This window comes from Xanthomonas sp. DAR 80977, assembly GCF_041240605.1.
GTDB lineage: Bacteria > Pseudomonadota > Gammaproteobacteria > Xanthomonadales > Xanthomonadaceae > Xanthomonas_A > Xanthomonas_A bundabergensis.
Window position 1 is genome coordinate 1,421,010 of record NZ_CP162487.1, and the last position, 18,363, is coordinate 1,439,372.

Genomic DNA, 18,363 nt, shown 5'->3' on the forward strand with positions numbered 1-18,363 from the left:
CCCTAACGATAATGATTATCAAGTAGGTTTCGGCGGCGGCCGCTGCATTCGTGTAGACGCTTTTTGTGCGCGGCGGCACCTATGCGGGCGTGCAGCGCCCCGGGCCTGCCGTGCAGGCCCTTCCGAGAATGGTCGCGGAGTCCGCTTCAGCCCGGCGCGATGCGCATGGCGCGGTACGGCGGCGTCGCCATCACCATCTCGGCCAGCGAATAGGCCAGCTCGCGTTCGGCCATCACCGTGCCGTCGGCGCCGTGCTCGAGCAGGTGCTTGACCTCGGCATCGCTGTGCGCGCGGGCCAGCAGGGTCAGTCCGGGATTCAGCGCGCGCAGCTTGGCCAGGGCCTCGCCGGCCTCCAGCGGCTGCGGGATCGCCAGGATCGCGATCTTGGCCTTTTCCGGATGCGCCTCGGCCAGCACCCGGTCGGCGGCGGCGCTGCCGCGGATGCCGGGAATGCCGTCGGCGTGCGCGCGCTCCACGTGCTCGCGGTTGTCGTCGATCACCAGCACCGGCACCCCGCGCTCGCGCAGCACCGCGGCCAGGGTGCTGCCGACCCGGCCGTAGCCGATCACGATGGCGTGGTCGACCAGGTCAAGCGACGGCCCCGGCGGCAGTTCCGCCTCCACCGTCACCGGCGCCTCCACCGCCTGCCTGGCCTGCCAGCGGTCCAGCCAGGTGAACAGCAGCGGGTTGGCGATGATCGACAGCAGCGCGCCGGCCAGGATCAGGTCGCGCCCGGTCTCGGGCAGGATCGCCAGGCTCACCCCGAGCCCGGCCAGGATGAAGGAGAACTCGCCGATCTGCGCCAGGCTGGTGGAGATGGTCAGGGCGATGCCGGTGGGGTGGCCGAACGCGCGCACGATCACGAACGCGGCCAGCGACTTGCCCACGGTGATGGTCAGGAACGTGGCCAGCACCTGCCACGGATGCTCGAGCAGGATGTGCGGGTCGAACAGCATGCCGACCGAGACGAAGAACAGCACCGCGAACGCGTCGCGCAACGGCAGCGAATCGCTGGCGGCCTTGTGGCTGAGCTCCGATTCCTTCAGCAGCATGCCGGCGAAGAACGCGCCCAGCGCGAACGACACCCCGAACAGGGTGGCCGAGCCGAACGCCACGCCCAGCGCGATCGCCAGCACCGACAGGGTGAACAGCTCGCGCGAGCCGGTCGCGGCGACCTTCTCCAGCGCCCACGGGATCGCGCGGCGCCCGACCACCAGCATCACCACCACGAACGCGGCCATCTTCAGCAGGGTGATGCCCAGCGCGCCGAGGATCGAACCGGTGTCGGCGCCCTTCCCGCCGAGCGCGTCGGCCAGCGCCGGCAGCAGCACCAGCGCCAGCACCATCACCAGGTCCTCGACGATCAGCCAGCCCACCGCGATGCGCCCGCGCAGCGTTTCCAGCAGCCGCCGTTCCTCCATCGCGCGCAGCAGCACCACGGTGCTGGCCACCGACAGCGCCAGGCCGAACACCAGCCCGTGCAGGGTCGGCCAGCCCATGCTCCAGGCCAGGCCCCAGCCGAGCAGGGTGGCCACCGCGATCTGCGCCAGTGCGCCGGGGATCGCGATCCACTTCACTTCCATCAGGTCTTCGAGCGAGAAATGCAGGCCTACGCCGAACATCAGCAGCATCACCCCCAGTTCCGACAGCTGGTTGGCCAGCGCCTGGTCGGCGACGAAGCCGGGCGTGAACGGGCCGACGCAGATGCCGGCCACCAGATAGCCGACCAGCGGCGAGAGCTTGACGCGATGGGCGAGGGTGCCGAGGACGAAGGCGAGGGCGAGCCCGACCGCGATGATGTCGATGAGACTGGTGTCGTGATGCATGCAGATTCGCAGAACAAGAATGCCTGGAGTGTGGCCGATGCGGCTTTTATCGGCAAATCCGGCGCGTCGGCCGTGGTATCGGATAGCAGGTGTCGCGGACGGCGCGTCGACGCGTCGGTGCGTGTCGCATAGCGGCCGCCGGCCTATGGCCTCGCCAAGCGGCAGCTGTCTGCGCCGCAACGGGCGCCTGCGGTCCGCACGGCGACGCGGTGCCAGACCCGAAACGGAGGCGCTGCGGCAGGACATGCGTCGCGTTCCCATCGCCCCGCGCTGGCGCACTCCGCCGAGCGACGGCGGTGCCGTCCGATTGCGGTAAAGCCGCGCCACCCCGACAAAACGCCGACATGCGGTGCCGCGCGGGCGTGGAGAGATGGTGTGGCACGCCGCCAGCCCAATATCGGCGCCACTCTCACGGGTGCGTGATACGCGAAACCGTCAAAATGCGGCGGGTCCAGGACCATGCCGAATGAGAAGCCTGTCCCAGCATCCCTGCGATCCCCGCAAACCCGCGCCGCGCAAGGCGTTGCCGCCTTCTTGCGCGCCGCAAACTGTCTACTGTGCGGGTTCGCGCCGTGATGTATGTTTGCGCCAATTAGGCGTCCTGCCAAGGATCAAGGTGGCATGGCTACACTGAAAAAATTCGCTGGCGGCATCCTCCTGAGTGCGGCGTATTGCGCGCTCTACGTGTTCGTCTGGCACTGGTCGATGGACCAATGGTTCCTGCCCGCCGGCGTGCGCGCGGCGGCGTTGCTGTTCCTGCCGTACCGGCTCTGGCCCTATGTGTTGCTGGGCGATGCCGCCGCGTTGCTGACGATGCGCGTGCCGATGGCCAACCACGACGGGGTCAGCGAGGTGTGGGCCTACTTGAGCCCGTTCGTGGTGGCGCCCCTGTTCGCGTTGCTGCCGTGGGCTTTCCGCAGCCGCTTTCCCGGTTCGTCGGTGGTGCAGCGCTGGTTGCCGTTGCTCACCTTGGCCTTGGCGCTGTGGGGTTTGCTGGTCAACAAAGCGGTCAACGCGATGTTGGACGGGCCTGCCGCCTTCATCACCCTGGAAACCAGCGTCAGGTACTGGATCGGTAGCTACCTGGGCATCCTGATGTTCTTCCTGCCGACCTTGCTATGGCTGCATCGCAAGGCCGACAAATTCTTGCCCAGGAAATTGCTGCGCGACTCGGCGATCGCGGTCCTGGCAGTGGCCGGGATCTTCGCCCTGGCGATGCGCACGCCGGGCTTGCTGCACCAGTTCGTCCTGCTGATGTTGCTGGTGCCGGGCGCCTGGCTCACGCTGTCGTACGGCTGGCGCGGCTCGGCGGTTGGTGTGGTCCTGGCCAACCTGGCGGTCGCGATGTCGCTGCCGCGCTCGAACTATGCGGGCGCCTACGACCAGCAGACGTTCGACGTGCAGATGCTGGTCGCGTTCGCGGCGACCCTGCTGTTCGTGCTCGGCGTGAAGATTTCCAGCGCGTTCCGCCAGGCGCGGCACTTCGGCTATGCCGAGCAGCAGGCGCTGCAGGTCGCGCAGGCCAGCTACATGTCCGCCGAGCGCACGCTGCGCAACCGGGTGATCGAATACACCGACATCCATACCCATCTCAACAAGCTGCGCCGCGACATCGCCTCCTCGCTGAAGGAGCGCGGCCACTACGCAGCGGCCATGGAGATGAACCGTACCGGGGTGATCCAGGCGCAGCTGCTGGACGACTACGTCGCCGCGCTGTACCCGCTGGACATCGAGACCCACGGCCTGTACGGCGCGCTGAACTCGATCGCCTTCGCCAATGCCTGCGACACCGAGGTGGAGACGCGGCTGCGCGGCGAATCCCGGCAGCTGTCGATCGGCCTGCAGCTGGCGGCGTACCGCTGCGTGCTCAACGCGATGGAGGTGCTGCCCAGCGGCAGCCGCCATCGCATCACGGCGCGCGTGTGGAAAGCGCGCGGCCGGCGTGGCCTGGTGGTGACGATCGCCGCCGATCCGGCGCTGCTGGTCGCCAGGAGCGCAGCAGGCAAGCGCCTGGACGAGATCGAGTGGGAGCTGGCGAGCCGGTTGAAAGCCCATGACGGCACCTGCCGGCGCCGCCATGAGCTGAAGATCAGCTTCCTCGTCTCCGAACCGGTGGAGCGGCGTCCCCTCACTTCTTGATGGTGACGGTCCACGCGTCGCCGCTGTTGGTGCTGGCTCTTTGCACGGTGAAGTAGCGCGCATCGTAGACCACGGTGCCGCGGCTGTAGTCCAGCGTCTCGACGATGCTGACCCGATCCACGTCCTTGCCCATCGGGGTCACCCAGGCGGTGTTCTCGATGCGACCGATCGCGCCACGCACCTGCCCATTCGCGTCGTTGATCTGCAGATAGGTCACCCCGCTGCGCTCGAACTGGTAGATGCTCACGGTCGCGTTGGCCGACAGATCGGTGGCGGCCGGTGCGCTTTCGCCCAGCCCTTGCCTGGCGATCTGGCTGCCGCCGCCGGTGGGGCAGCAGCTCTGCGCGTGCGCACTCATGCTGAGCGCCGAGCACAGCAAGGCGCCCGACGCGAGCGCCGCGATTTTCGACATGTTCCATTCCATAGCTTTTTCCTTCCCCTGCTAAGGGTCTAGCGCCTGCCGTTCAGGCGATTCCACCTTACGCGAGTCGCAGCGGCCAGCTGTTGACAAATATGCGGTAAACAGATGGCGTTCCACCATAGATCATTGATAAGTCTGTGGATTGCATGGATGTCTACGGAAGTGACTTCCTTTGATTTCGGAGCTGTGCTAGCGCGCTCGAATCAATCGAAAATCAACGGCTGAAGATTCACCCGCGATCGCCACCTGCGCGCCGCGCGCGCAACAGAAAAGCCCCGGCGAACCGGGGCTTCCGTTTGCTCGGCGCCGGGCGCCGCAGCGCCTACGCGGTGCAGGCGCGCCTCACCATTTGTAGTTGACGTTGGCGTAGGCGAATGCGCCGTTGAAGCCGAACGGCGAGGAGGTGCTGTACGGCAGGTAGGTGCGGGTGCCGGCGCCGGCGCGCGACTGGTCGGGATATTCGTTGAGCACGTTGTCGCCGCCGATGGTGAAGTCCCAGTTGCCCAGCTTGTAGCTGGCGGCCAGGTCCAGCGTCCACTTCGCCGCGTAGGTCTGGTCGGCCGCGGCGGTGGTGCCGAAGTCGGTGAACTCGCCCCAGCGCGTGGCGGTGGCGGTGAACGCCCAGTCGCCCGGCGCCCACACGCTGCTCAGGAAGAACTTGTCGCGCGGCGCGCCCTTGGTGATGCGGCCGATCTCGGCGCGGCCGATGCGCACCGCGGTCGGGTCGATCGCTTCCAGCACCGCCGGGTTCTCGGCGATCTTCTCGATCTCGGTCTTGTTGTAGTTGTAGCCGGCGGTCAGGTCCAGGTTGCTGTTGCTCAGCGCGATCTTGTAGGTGCCGACCGCGTCCACGCCCTGGGTCTTGGTGTCGATCGCGTTGGTGAAGTAGCGGCCGCCGCCGATGCCCGCATAGCCGTTGGCCTGCAGGTAGTCGCGCACCGCGGTGGAGGTCAGGTTCTCCGACAGCACGATGCGGTCGTCGATGTCGATGCGGTAGGCGTCGACGGTGACGTACAGCGCATCGACCGGCTGCAGCACCAGGCCCAGGCCGTAGTTCTTCGACTTCTCCGCCTTCAGCGGCTCGGCGCCGAGCGCGACCGCGGCCGGATTGTCGGTGCGGAAGGTGCCGATCTCGAACGGCGTGGCGGTGACGCTGCCGTCGGGCTGGGTGACGTTGATGAAGTTGGTGGCGATGGACTGGAAATACTGCTGCTGCAGCGACGGCGCGCGGAAACCGGTGGAGGCGGTGGCGCGCAGCGCGATCTTGTCGGTGAACGCGTAGCGCAGCGACAGCTTGCCGGTGCTGGTATCGCCGAAATCGCTGTAGTTCTCGTAGCGCCCGGCCAGGCCGGCGGAGAACTTGTCGGTGATGTCGCCTTCCAGGTCGACGTAGGCCGAGTAGCTGTTGCGGTCGTAGTGGCCCGAATCGCTGGGCTTGAAGCCGGCGAACACCTGCGCGCCCGGCAACAGGCTGCCGTTGGCCGAGGGCACGCCGCCGTTGACGTAGGAGGCCACGTCGCCCGGCGACTCGTTGAACTTCTCGCCGCGCCACTCGCCGCCGAAGGCCAGCGTGACCGGGTAGGCCAGGCCGACGTCCAGCGACTTGGTGAAGTCGGCATTGAGCAGGTTCTGGGTGACTTCCAGGGTGCCGGCATAGAAATCGGTCGGGCTGGTCGTGCCGAGGCTGTTGTTGAGGCTGTTCTTGACCTCGAAGCTGAGGTTGTTGCGGCCGTAGTTGTAGCTGATGTCGATGCCCAGCCCGCCCTCGGTGCTGGCCTTGAAGCCGCCGACCCAGGACACGTCCTTGCTGACGTTGTAGATCTGCGGCAGGAAGCCGTCGGGATAGATCTCCGGGCGGTTGCGGTTGTCGCCGGACCAGCGGAAGTAGCCGTTGGACAGCACCTCGCGGCGGCTGAGCATGCCGTAGGAATAGAAGGTCAGGTATTCGGCCGGGCTGTACTGGCCGTTGTAGGAGAACGCGCCCTGGTCGATGTCCGGGTCGCCGTAGCGCTGCTGCACTTCGCCCTGGTACGGCTTGGCGCGGTCGGTCTGGTCCTGGTGGCCGGCCTGCGCGGCGAAATGCACGCTGCCGTTCTCGCCGAACTTGACCCCGGCGTCGCCGGACAACTGGTACTGCTCGCCGTCGCCGGCGCTGTACTTGCCGTAGCGCGCGGCGATGCTGCCGCCTTCGCCGCTGCCCTTGAGCACGATGTTGATGACCCCGGCGATGGCGTCGGAGCCGTATTGCGCCGAGGCGCCGTCGCGCAGCACCTCGATGCGCTCGACCGCGGCGATCGGGATGGTGTTGAGGTCGGCCGGCGACGAGCCGCGGCCCTGCGCGCCGTTGAGGTTGACCAGCGCGGTGGTGTGGTAGCGCTTGCCGTTGACCAGCACCAGCACCTGGTCGGGCGACAGGCCGCGCAGCTGCGCCGGGCGCACCGCGTCGGAGCCGTCGGTGATCGCCGGGCGCGGGAAGTTCAGCGACGGCACCGCGCGCGACAGCGCGGTGGCCAGTTCGGTGGTGCCGGTGGACTGCAGCATCTCCGGCGAGATGATGTCGATCGGCGACGCCGATTCGGCGACGGTGCGGTCGGCCACGCGGGTGCCGGTGACGATCACGGTATCCAGCGTCTGCGCGCTGGAGGACGTGCTTTGCGCGGACGCGGGCGCAGCGGCGGTGGCAACAAGGGCAAGGGCGATGGCAGTCGCGAGAGGGCTGAACGTGCGGGTCATTGGCGGGACGGCTCCAGGGCGGGGGAAGAGTCGGCGCCGCCGCATTCGCCATCACCCCCTCCCGGGTGTTGCGCGCATGGCGAATGTTGCGGCTGCGGCCATGGGTTACCGGCATATGTCGGGTGTGTCAATGTTCTGTTAAACCCGTGCGCGTGGTTGCATTTGCAACCACCGCTGCGTCACTTGCGGCAGCGGCGATGCGGCCGTTCTTCGCGTTCGTAGACAAAAACGAAAGGCCCCGCATTGCGGGGCCTTTCGGGTGTGGTCCAGTTCACGTATCGCGCCGCACTGGGCGACGCGATCGTGCCGATCACCAGCGGTAGTTGATCCGCCCGTACACGTAGGCGCCGTTGAAGCCGTACGGCGAGTAGTTGCTGTACGGCAGCATGCCGTAGGTGGAATTGACCAGGTTGACGGTCTTGTCCGGGTACTGGTCGAGCAGGTTGTCCGCGCCCAGGGTCAGGGTCCAGTTGTCGCTGGGCTTGAAGCTGGCCGAGGCGTCCACCACCCAGCTCGCGTCGTAGGTCTGGTCGCGGGCCGCGCTGGCCGAGTTGCGCACGGTGAAATCGCCGTAGCGCGTGGCGGCCAGGTTGAAGTCCCAGTGCTGCAGCTTCCAGGTGCCGCTGAGGATGATCTTGTCCTTCGGGAAGCTGTCCTCCAGGCGGCCGATCTCGTCGCGGCCCAGCGTGGTCTGGGTCGAGCCGATGTCCACCAGCGCCTGCGGCTGCTGCACCGCATGGGTGATCTCGGTCTTGCTGTAGCCGTAGCTGGCGGTGAGGTCCAGCGAACTGGCCGCGAACGGGATCGTGTAGGTGCCGACCAGGTCCACGCCGCGGGTGCGGGTGTCGGCCGCGTTGCTGAAGTAGCGCACGCTGGTGACGTTGGAATAGCCCAGGCCGCGCAGCTGCGCCAGCACCGCGGCGTCGTTGAGGTTGGAGGACAGCAGGATGCGGTCGTCGATCTTGATCTGGTACGCGTCCAGGGTCACGTACAGGCGCTCGACCGGCTGCAGCACCAGGCCCAGGCTGTAGGACAGCGAGGTCTCCGCCTTCAGCGGCGCGGCGCCCAGCGCCTGGGCCACGGCGCTGTCCACCGGGAAGGTGCCCGATTCGAAGAAGCTGCCGTTGATGTAGCTGCTGGTCACCGCCTGGTACTGCTGCTGCGCCAGCGACGGCGCGCGGAAACCGCTGGCCACGGTGCCGCGCAGCGCCACCTTGTCGGTGAACGCGTAGCGCGCCGACAGCTTGCCCGAGCTCTTGCTGCCGAAGTCCGAGTAGTCCTCGTAGCGGCCGGTGAGGCCGGCGGAGAACTTGTCGGTGAAGTCGGCTTCCAGCCCGGCGTAGACCGCGTAGTTGTGGCGGTCCGAATGCACCGCGTTGGCCGGCGAGAAGCCGGCGAAGCCCTGCGCGCCGCCGGTGGTGCCGGTGTAGGAGGCCAGTTCGCCCGGCGACTGGTTCCACTTCTCCTGGCGGTACTCGGCGCCGAAGGACAGCGTCACCGGGTACGCCAGGCCCCATTCCAGCGGCTGGGTGAAGTCGGCGTTGACGATGTTCTGGGTGTACTCCAGCGCGCCGTCGTAGAAGCTGCTCGGGCTGTCGGTGCCGAGGCTGTAGTTGATGCTGTTGCGGGTGTTGAAGTCGATCTTGTTGTAGCCGTAGTTGTAGCTCACGTCCCAGCCGAAGCCGCCCTCGGTGGTGCCCTTGAGCCCGGCCACCAGCGAGCGGTCCTTGGAGTACTGGTTGATCTCCGGCACGTAGCCGTCGGGGTAGGTCTGCGCCAGCAGCGCGCTCTGCCCGTTGTGGTTGCGCGAGCGGTAGAACGCGAACGAGGTGATGTCGCGGTTGCTGGCGATGGCGGTGGCGTAGCCGGTGACGTGGTCGCTGAAGCGGAACTCGCCGTTGGCCGAGACCGCGGTCGCGTCGACCTGCGGGTCGCCGTAGACGAAGGTGGTCTCGCCGATGCCCGGATAGTTGCCGGTGTTCGGCGCGGTGCCCTGGTAGGGGCCGGCGCGGTTGGTCTCGTCCTGCTGGCTGATCTGCCCGGCCACGTGCAGGCTGCCGCGGCCGTCGCCGAAGCCGATCCCGGTATCGCCGGAGAGCTGCGACTTGGCGCCGTCGCCGGCCGAATACTGGCCGTGGTCGACGGCCAGGCTGCCGCCTTCGCTCGAGCCCTTGAGCACGATGTTGATGACGCCGGCGATGGCGTCGGAGCCGTACTGCGCCGAGGCGCCGTCGCGCAGCACTTCCACGCGCTCGATCGCCGCGATCGGGATCGCGTTGATGTCCACCGCGGAGGCGCCGCGGCCGATGCTGCCGTTGACGTTGATCTGCGCGGAGGTGTGGCGGCGCTTGCCGTTGACCAGCACCAGCACCTGGTCCGGCGACAGCCCGCGCAACTGCGCCGGGCGGATGCCGCTGGTGCCGTCGGTCAGCGCCGGGCGCGGGAAGTTCAGCGAGGGCAGCACGCGCGACAGCGCGGTGGCCAGCTCGGAGGTGCCGGTGGACTGCAGCGCTTCGCTGCTGATGATGTCGATCGGCGACTGCGACTCGGCCACGGTACGGTCGCTGACCCGGGTGCCGGTGACGATGACGGTGTCGAGCGTGTTCGGGGTGTCGGTGGTGGACTGGGCCAGGACCGGAGGGGCGGAGAGGGCGGCGAGCACGGCGCTCGCCAACAGGGACAACGGACGGTTCATGGAAACTCCAGCAGATGCCAAAACGGCAAAGGGGGCGGTCGCTGCGCGACGCCGGCCAGCGAGCCTGCCCCAGGGATCGTTATTATTATTTAACAAACGCGCCGCAGCGCAGCATGCCTCAGCATGTCCTTATGCTTTCCGGTTCTAAGTCGAGTGGTCGTCGGCCGCATCGGCTCAGGCCGCCCACGCCCTGCGACGTAGCGACCTGTGCCGGATGCGGCAGTGCGGCTGGCCTGGAGGCTGCCCTAGAAGCGGTAGTTCACCCGGCCGAACCAGTAGCGTCCGTTGAAGCCGAACGGGGACAGCGACGAGTACTGCAGGCCGCTGGGGCGATCCTCGTAGATGTTGTTCGGCGCCGACCGGGTCGGGTACTGGTTGGTGAGGTTGTCCGCGCCCACGCTGAAGGTGAGGTCGCGCCAGGTGTAGCTGGTGGACAGGTTCAACAGCCAGCGTGCGGCGAAGCTCTGGTCCTGGCTGCCGTCGGCGTTGTCGCCGCGGCGGGTGACCGCGCCGTAGCGGGTGGCGTCGCCGCGCACGCTCCAGCCGGCGCGGTTCCATTCGGCGCTGAGCACGTACTTGGTGCGCGGGGTGGCGTCGGTCAGCAGGCCCTGGCTGGCGCGCCGGAAGTTGGGATCGGAGACCTCCAGGATCTCGGTCTTGTTGTAGTTGGCGCTGAGGCTCAGGTTGAGCGTGCCGGCCTGCTCCAGATCGACCGGATAGTTGTTCACCCAGTCGACGCCGCGGGTGCGGGTGGTCGCGCCGTTGACGAAGAACTGCACCGCGGTGACCTGCCCGATCGGCTCGGCCAGCGAGAGCTGGTCCGAATACAGGATCTGGTCCCAGATGCGGATCTGGTACAGGTCCAGGGTCGAGCTGAAGCCGGTGCCGGCCTGCCACACCGCGCCGACGCTGTAGTTGCTGGATTTTTCCGGGGTCAGCGGCTTGGCGCCGAGCGCGATGGCCACCGGGTCGGAGGTGCGGTAGGTGCCGATCTGGGTCAGCTGCCCGTTCTGCAGCAGGGTCACCACCGAGGCGTAGTTCTGCTGCGCCAGCGAGGGCGCGCGGAAGCCGTTGGAGACGGTGCCGCGCAGGGCGAAGGCGTCGCTGAGCTGGTAGCGCGCCGACAGCTTGCCGGAGCGGGTGGAGCCGGCGTCGCTGTAGTCCTCGTAGCGCGCGGCCAGGCCGCCGGAGAGTCTTTCGGTCAGGTCGGCCTCCAGGTCGGCATAGACCGCCTTGCTGTGCCGCTCGAAGTTGCCGGCCACCGCCGGCGACAGGCCCGGGAACACCTGCGAGCCGCCCGGATAGGCGCTGCCGGTGTCCGGGTTGATCGTGGCCGGGTCGAAGAAGTACGAGTCCGGCGAGCCGGCGTTGACCGCGTACTTGTCCTGCCGGTATTCGGCGCCGAAGGCGAGGTTGACCGGATAGGCCAGGCCCCAGTCGAAGGCTTTGCTGGCATCGGCATTGAGCACGCCCTGCCTGTTGCGGAAGCCGCCGGCATTGAAGCGGGTGGGCGAGGCGCCGGTGGTCCAGTACAGATTGGTGTTGATGGTGTTGCGCAGGTTGAAGGTCACGTCGTTCTCGCCGTAGTCGGCGGAGACGTCCCAGGTCCAGTCGCTGTCGGTGCTGCCCTTGAGGCCGAGCACCGCGGCGCGGTCGTTGGAGGGGTTGTAGATCTGCGGCAGGAAGCCGTTGGGATAGATCGCCTGCACGTTGCGGTCGCTGTTGTCCCAGGCGCGGTAGTAGCCGTTGGACACCACCTCGCGGCGGCTGAAGTTGGCGTAGCCGTACAGCTCGACGCGCGGGGTCAGCGCGTAGCTGAAGCCGAGCAGGCCTTGGTAGGTCTTGACCGCGGGATCGCCGTAGCGCTGGTACGGAATGCCGCTGGGGTTGTCCGCGCCGGCCAGCGTGGTGGCCTTGTCGGCGTTCTCGGCGCGGTTGGTGTTCATCGCGTTCTGGTAGTTCCAGGACAGCCGCACCCAGCCGGGTGCTTCGCCGTCGTTCGCGCCGCCGAAGGCCAGCCCGTACGAGCCGTCCACGCCGTTCTGCGCGCCATCGCCCTTGTCCATGATGCCGCCGTTGACCGAGACGCTGTTGCTGCCGGGTTTGGCGCCGTGCTTGAGCACGATGTTGATCACCCCGGCGATCGCATCGGAGCCGTACTGCGCCGAGGCGCCGTCGCGCAGCACCTCGATGCGCGCGATCGCCGACATCGGGATCGAATTGAGATCGGCCGGCGCCGAGCCGCGGCCGACCGACGGGTTGTAGTTGACCAGCGAGGTGGTGTGGTAGCGCTTGCCGTCCACCAGCACCAGCACCGCGTCCGGGGACAGGCCGCGCAGGGTCGCCGGGCGCAGCGCGTCGTTGCCGTCGTTGATCGCCGGGCGCGGGAAGTTCAGCGACGGCAGCAGCTTGCCCAGCGCACTGCCCAGGTCGCTGGCGCCGGTCGCCTGCAGCGATTCGGGGCCGATGATGTCGATCGGCGATTGCGACTCGGCCACCGTGCGGTCGGCGATGCGGGTGCCGGTGACGATGATGTTGTCCAGGGTCTTGGGGGCCTGGTCCTGCTGGGCGACGCTGGTGCCGGAGGCGAGGGCGAGCAGGAGGGCGCTGGCCAGGGGGAGGGGGCGGGGCTTCATCGTACGGAGACTCCAGTGGCTGGGGGATGGCGTGGGTCTGAGTGCCCGGAGGCAGTGCGGCGTGCTGCGGTGCGGCGATGAATCCTCCCGATTGAAATGTTTTTTTAACCAAGGCGCGTATACAAAAACGGGAGTGGGTCCAGGAGCGGGGCGACGGGCAGCCTCGGCTCGCGGCCCGCGCGCTGGGCGCACGCGCGTGGTTCTGGCCGGGATCCGGGGTGGGCCATCCGGGACGAAGCGGATACACTGCCGCCTCGATCGTCGAGTGCCCCCCTGTCCGTGATTTCCCTTAGAAACTTCGCCATGCGCCGCGGCGAGCGGCTGCTGTTGTCCAACGTGGATCTGACTCTGCATGCCGGCTACCGCGTCGGCGTGGTCGGGCGCAACGGCACCGGCAAGTCGAGCCTGTTCGCGGCGATCCGCGGCGAGCTGGAGGCCGACAAGGGCGACGTGGAGCTGCCGGGCAAGCTGCGCACCGCCAGCGTCGCCCAGGAAACCCCGTCGCTGCCCGATCCGGCGCTGGACTTCGTGCTCGGCGGCGACACCGAGGTGGCCGCGGCGCTGCAGGCCGAGGCCGACGCGCTGGCCGCCGAGGACTGGGAGGCGGTCGCCGCCGCGCACGTGCGCCTGGAAGAGGTCGGCGGCTACGACGGCACCGCGCGCGCCGGCAAGCTGCTGCATGGCCTGGGCTTCCCGGCGGCGACGCATTCGCGCCCGGTCAAGGACTTTTCCGGCGGCTGGCGGGTGCGGCTGAACCTGGCGCGGGCGCTGATGATGCCCTCGGACCTGCTGCTGCTCGACGAGCCGACCAACCACCTGGACATGGACGCGGTGCTGTGGCTGGAGCAGTGGCTGCTGAAGTACCCGGGCACGCTGCTGCTGATCAGCCACGACCGCGAATTCCTCGACAACGTCGCCACCCACACCCTGCACCTGCACGGCGGCGGCGCCAAGCTGTACGTCGGCGGCTACACCGATTTCGAGCGCCAGCGCACCGAGCAGTTGCGCCAGCAGCAGATCGCGCACGAGAAGGAACAGGCCGAGCGCGCCCACCTGCAGAGCTTCATCGACCGCTTCAAGGCCCAGGCCAGCAAGGCCAGCCAGGCGCAGAGCCGGATGAAGCGGCTGGCGAAGATGGCCGGCACCGAGGCGGTGCGCGCCGAGCGCGAGTTCCGCATCGAGTTCGCGCAGCCCAACCGCTTGCCGCATTCGCTGATCCGGCTCAACCACGCCGACTGCGGCTACGGCAGCGAGGTGATCCTGCGCCAGGCCGGTTTCGGCCTGGAGGCGGGCGACCGCATCGGCCTGCTCGGCCCCAACGGCGCCGGCAAGTCGACCCTGGTCAAGAGCCTGGTCGGCGAGATCCCGCTGCTGAGCGGCGAGCGCAGCGCGCATCCGGACCTGCGCATCGGCTACTTCGCCCAGCACACGGTGGAGTCGCTGCACGAAGGGCAGTCGCCGATCGACCATTTCCGCGAGATCTCGCCGGACGCCTCGATCCAGGCGTTCCGCGACTTCCTCGGCAAGTGGAATTTCCCCGGCGACCGCGCGTTCGAGGTGGTGGACGGCTTCTCCGGCGGCGAGCGCGCGCGCCTGGCGCTGGCGCTGATCGCCTGGCAGCAGCCCAACGTGCTGCTGCTCGACGAGCCGACCAACCACCTGGACCTGGAGATGCGCGAGGCGCTGGCCGAGGCGTTGAGCGACTTCGAGGGCGCGATCGTGATGGTCTCGCACGACCGCCACCTGATCGGCCTGGTCTGCGACACGTTCTGGCGCGTGGCCGACGGCGTGGTCGAGCCGTTCGCCGGCGACCTGGACGAGTACGCGGCATGGCTGCGCAGCCGTCCGGCCGCGCAAGGCACCAAGCAGAAGATGGCCGAGGTCGCGCCGACCCCGCCGCCGCCGGTCAAGCCGCTGCCGGCGAAGAAGCCGCCGAACCCGCACAAGCTGGCCGCCGCCGAGAAGCGCGTGGGCGAGCTGGAGGCGGGGCTGGCCGAGCTCGACCGCCAGCTCGCCGACCCCAGGCACTACGCCGACGTGGAGAAGATGGCGGTGCTGGGCCGCGATCGCGAAGCCACCGCGCAGCAGCTGGCGCAGGCCGAGCAGGCGTGGATGGAGTTGATCGAGGGCGCCTAGCGCGTTGCGCTCGCATCGCGCGCGCGCGCCGCCGCAGTCTTTTCCGGTGCCGCGTGCGGACGCCTGTTCATGCGCACGCCAATAAGCTTTTGCCGACGACAGCAGCCAACAGGACCGGCCTACCATGATCAGCGGCATCATCAGCCCGGACGACTATCTCGCCGCGCAGCGCCTGCACCAGCGACGCCCGCTGCGGCGCGCGCTGACGCTGATGGCGGTGCTGGTGCTTGTCGGGATGCCGCTTGCGGTGTTCGGCAGCAGCGACGGCGTCCCGCTGATCGGCTTCGTTCTGATCGGCGCCGGCGGCGGCGGCCTGATCGGCCTGGCCCTGCAGCACGGGTGGATACTGCCGCGCAAGCTGCGGCGGCTGCATGCGCAACAGGCGGCGCTGCGGCATGCCATCACCTATGCCTGGGACGAGAACGGCCTGGAGGTCACCTGGTCGGGCGGGCAGGCGCGCCGTCCCTGGACCGACTTCGTCCGTTATCGAGAGAGCCCGCAGGTACTGCTGCTGTATCACAACGACATGCTGTTCGACCTGGTGCCCACCTCCTGGTTCGCCGATGCGGCCCAACGCGAGGCGTTCCGGCGACTGGCATCGCGCGTGGGAAGCGATTCCGCCCGCGCCGTGTAGCGAACCGCCGGCCAGGTGCCTGCGGCATCCGTGCGCACCGCTGAAGGAGCGTGGCCGACGCCTGGTCCATGCCTGCGGCAGTGGCAGGGCGGATGGCCGCGGCAGCGCCCTGGCGCTTGCCGGCCCGGCGCCGGGGTGCTGTGGCTCGCTCAGGCGGCGGCGCTGGCCACGACCAGCAGACCGCCGGCGATGGCGGCCCAGTCCAGCGGCGTGCGCGAGCGCAGGCTGCGCAGCGACGGGCGCGCCGTCGGCGTCGGCCGCAAACCGGCCTTGAGCCCCATCAACGCCAGTCCGGCCGCGCTGAGCGCCCAATGCCATTCGCTCGCGCCGCTGCGCAGGAAATAGGCCAGATGCAGCACGCACAGGCAGGCCAGCACTGCGGCCAGGACGACGTCGCGCGAAACCAGGGCCGGACGAGCGGCCATGACGGTACGGTTCATTGCGTGTTCCCCCCGAAACAGGATCGCCTTCCCCAGGCGCACGTTACGACTGCGACGCTGATCATAGTTCCACTTCTGGAGGCAGCCAAGCGGCAGTGCACAAATTTTTCACATGGCTTGGCTTATGGGGCCTCGCGATGGCCTTGCCGGTGCCCTGCCTGGCCAGGTGCGGCGGCCGCGGCTGGCTGCGCGTGCGATGGCCGGAACCGGCCCCGCTCTGCGTTGGACATGGAATGTGGTGGCGACAGGCGTCGGCGCCGCATGCGGGCGCGCGGGCGGCGGCCGCTCTGGAGACGACCTCAAGGAGAGCGGCATGAACCGAGTCATGGCAACCGTGATGCTTTTGGCCCTGCTGGCCGGCTGCGCCAGCTATGGCCAGCAGCGGACGCAGCGGGCGATCTGCCGCGAGGCCTCGTCCCTGTCCAGCGGGTGCAAGGCGGCGGAGTTCATCGTGCTGGACGGCGATGGCACGGTGCCGGCGCCGGCACTGGCCTTCGTCGAGTTCGACCAGAACGGCGCGCCCTACGATCCGGCATCGATCGACGATGTCATGGGCAAGATCGCCGCGAGCGCTGCGCTGCCGCCGCAACGCCTGCTGCTGGTCGTGTTCATCCACGGCTGGAACCACAACGCGGCGCAGGGCGACGGCAACGTCATCGCCTTCAAGGCCTTCCTGCGCCAGCTGCAGGCGCAGGAGCAGGTGCTGGCGGTGGGCAAGCGGCGTGCGGTGGTCGGCGTCTACCTGGGGTGGCAGGCCAAGGCCTCGGACAACAGCCTGCTCGAACTGCTCTCGTACCGGGACAAGAAGGAGTTGGGGCTGACCACCGGCGTGGAGGGGGTACGCGGCGTGCTGGCGCGCCTGGCCGAGCTGCGCCGGGCCGCGCCGGAGAGCCGCCTGGTGCTGATCGGGCACAGCTTCGGCGGCGGCGTGTTGTTCACCGCGGTCAAGGACCGCATCGTCGCCGCCGTCGGCGATCCGCAGGCGCGTCGGCAGAAGGCGTATGGCGATCTGGTGATCCTGCTCAATCCGGCGATCGAGGCCGAACAGTTCGTCGCGCTGCACCAGGCCGTCGCGCAGACCGCGTTCGCGGCGTGCGAGCCGCTGGCGATGGCCAGCTTCACCTCCGAAGCCGATACCGCGCTGTCCAGGGAATTTCCGCGCGGCATGCGCTTGTTCTATCCGCAGCGGCTGGCGGCGGCGAGCGCGGACGAGGCCGAACTGATCACCACGCCGTACGGCTTGTATGCGCCATTTTCGCGCTATCGGCTGCGCGTGCTGCCCGGAGCGACCGTGCAGACCGCGTTGACCCCGGCGGCGTTCTCCGCGGCGGCACGCACCTGGGGCGGCTTCAGGGCCGGCACCGGCGCGTTCGCGCTGGGCGGGATCGAATTGGCGCCCGGCACGGCGCAAGCCCCGCAACCGCAACCCTGGGTGCCGTTGTTGAACGTGCGCGTGGACAAGGCGCTGATCCAGGAGCACAACGCGATCTGGGATCCCAAGTTCGCCTATTTCATCCGCGGCCTGGTCGGCATGGAATTCGCCAAGGGCGACGCCTGCCGGTGAGCCGGCGGCGCGCGCGCCATCGACCGTGCTCGTGCGCGCCGTGGCGTGATCGCACGCTGGCGCAAGGCCGAGCCGCGGCGCGCGCTGCGCTCAGCTTGCCGCGCGCTGCCGCTCGGCCAGCAGCCATTCGCGCAGGCGCCGCCCGGCATCGCTTTCCGCGCGCGAGCGCAGGCGGGTGAGCCAGTAGCGCCCGGCGTCGATGCGGACCGGGAACGGCGCCAGCAGGCGCCCGGCGTCCAGGTCCTGGGCGAACATGGGCAGCGGCAGCAGGGCCACGCCCGCGCCGGCCGCCGCGGCGCTGGCCAGGGTCAGCGACGAGTCGCAGATCGGCCCGCTGGCGACCACCTCCGGCGCCGCGGCCGCCTGCAGCCAGCGCGGCCATTCGTCCAGCCGATAGGAGCGCAGCAGCGGCACGCCGCCGAGGTCGGCCGGGGTGCGCAGCGCGCGCGCCAGCGCCGGCGCGCACACCGGCGCGAACGGCGCATCCAGGATCGGCGTGGCGCACTGGCCTTGCCAGTCGCCGTCGCCGAAGCGGATCGCCAGGTCCAGGCCCTCGCCGGCCAGGTCGACCCGGTTGTTGTGGGTGTGCACGCGCAACTCGATGTCCGGGTGCGCGGCGTGGAAGGCGTCCAGGCGCGGCAGCAGCCAGCCCACCGCGAAGGTGCCGACCACGCCGACGCTCAGCGTCTCGCGGTAGCGGCCGCCGGCGAAGCGTTGCAGGGTGGCGGCGATGCGGTCGAAGGCCTCGGTCAGCACCGGGTGCAGGCGCTGGCCTTCGTCGGTCAGCGCCACCCCGCGCGGCAGGCGCTGGAACAGCACCACGCCCAGGCGCGCCTCCAGCCGCTTGATCTGGTGGCTCAGCGCGGCCTGGGTCACGCACAGTTCGTCGGCGGCGCGGGTCAGGTTCTGGTGCCGTGCGGCGGCCTCGAAGGCGCGCAGGGCGTTCAGCGGCAACTGCGGGCGGATCATCGCAAGGCATCAATTATTTTCATGATTGCGATTGAATAACCTCGCTGGTGGGCCGTGGTCAAGCTGCGCATGATCGTGGCTTCCGACGGAGGTGGACGATGCTGGCGAGACGACGATTCCTGCAGGGCATGGGGCTGGCGGCGGCCGCGCTGGCGGTGCCGGCGGTGGAG

11 protein-coding genes are annotated in these 18,363 nt (G+C 68.9%); 4 read left to right on the top strand and 7 right to left on the bottom strand.

Annotated features, from left to right (window positions below; all coding sequences use genetic code 11):
* Positions 1 to 146 precede the first annotated feature (146 nt).
* Complete coding sequence (gene ybaL / locus AB3X10_RS06015; protein ID WP_369979922.1) at positions 147 to 1,826, bottom strand: YbaL family putative K(+) efflux transporter; 1,680 nt, start codon at positions 1,824 to 1,826, stop codon at positions 147 to 149.
* Between the two features lie 621 nt (positions 1,827 to 2,447).
* Here ybaL and AB3X10_RS06020 point away from each other — a divergent pair.
* Positions 2,448 to 3,965, top strand: coding sequence for an MASE1 domain-containing protein (locus tag AB3X10_RS06020; protein ID WP_369979924.1), 1,518 nt, complete (start codon positions 2,448 to 2,450; stop codon positions 3,963 to 3,965).
* Here the strand turns inward: AB3X10_RS06020 and AB3X10_RS06025 are convergent.
* The 4 genes from AB3X10_RS06025 to AB3X10_RS06040 form a co-directional block, all read right to left on the bottom strand.
* A complete protein-coding gene (locus AB3X10_RS06025) occupies positions 3,955 to 4,389 on the bottom strand; it encodes a hypothetical protein (RefSeq protein WP_369979926.1) in 435 nt (144 codons plus the stop codon). The genes AB3X10_RS06020 and AB3X10_RS06025 overlap by 11 nt on opposite strands.
* A 339-nt stretch (positions 4,390 to 4,728) precedes the next feature.
* Positions 4,729 to 7,119, bottom strand: a complete 2,391-nt coding sequence (locus tag AB3X10_RS06030; protein ID WP_369979928.1) for a TonB-dependent receptor plug domain-containing protein — start codon at positions 7,117 to 7,119, stop codon at positions 4,729 to 4,731.
* A 310-nt stretch (positions 7,120 to 7,429) separates the two neighbouring features.
* Entirely contained in the window at positions 7,430 to 9,814 is a 2,385-nt protein-coding gene (locus AB3X10_RS06035; RefSeq protein WP_369979929.1) for a TonB-dependent receptor plug domain-containing protein, read from the bottom strand.
* Between the two features lie 245 nt (positions 9,815 to 10,059).
* Positions 10,060 to 12,450 carry a TonB-dependent receptor plug domain-containing protein gene (locus tag AB3X10_RS06040; protein WP_369979931.1) on the bottom strand — a complete coding sequence of 797 codons (2,391 nt, stop codon included), beginning with the start codon at positions 12,448 to 12,450 and terminating at the stop codon, positions 10,060 to 10,062.
* Positions 12,451 to 12,729: 279 nt separating this feature from the next.
* On the opposite strand from AB3X10_RS06040, the gene AB3X10_RS06045 reads away from it, so the two are divergent.
* Together AB3X10_RS06045 and AB3X10_RS06050 are read left to right on the top strand one after the other, a co-directional pair.
* A complete protein-coding gene (locus AB3X10_RS06045) occupies positions 12,730 to 14,586 on the top strand; it encodes an ABC-F family ATP-binding cassette domain-containing protein (protein ID WP_369979933.1) in 1,857 nt (618 codons plus the stop codon).
* 124 nt (positions 14,587 to 14,710) lie between these two features.
* Entirely contained in the window at positions 14,711 to 15,220 is a 510-nt protein-coding gene (locus tag AB3X10_RS06050) for a YcxB family protein (protein ID WP_369979935.1), read from the top strand.
* A gap of 149 nt (positions 15,221 to 15,369) precedes the next feature.
* Here the strand turns inward: AB3X10_RS06050 and AB3X10_RS06055 are convergent, their stop codons facing one another.
* Positions 15,370 to 15,702: a hypothetical protein gene (locus AB3X10_RS06055; RefSeq protein ID WP_369979937.1), complete on the bottom strand. Its 333-nt coding sequence runs from the start codon at positions 15,700 to 15,702 to the stop codon at positions 15,370 to 15,372.
* Between the two features lie 271 nt (positions 15,703 to 15,973).
* Here AB3X10_RS06055 and AB3X10_RS06060 point away from each other — a divergent pair, with 271 nt between their 5' ends.
* Positions 15,974 to 17,224 carry an alpha/beta hydrolase gene (locus AB3X10_RS06060; RefSeq protein WP_369979939.1) on the top strand — a complete coding sequence of 417 codons (1,251 nt, stop codon included), beginning with the start codon at positions 15,974 to 15,976 and terminating at the stop codon, positions 17,222 to 17,224.
* A gap of 90 nt (positions 17,225 to 17,314) precedes the next feature.
* Here AB3X10_RS06060 and ampR read toward each other — a convergent pair whose 3' ends face one another.
* Complete coding sequence (gene ampR, locus AB3X10_RS06065) at positions 17,315 to 18,193, bottom strand: LysR family transcriptional regulator AmpR (RefSeq protein WP_369979940.1); 879 nt, start codon at positions 18,191 to 18,193, stop codon at positions 17,315 to 17,317.
* Positions 18,194 to 18,363: the final 170 nt, after the last annotated feature.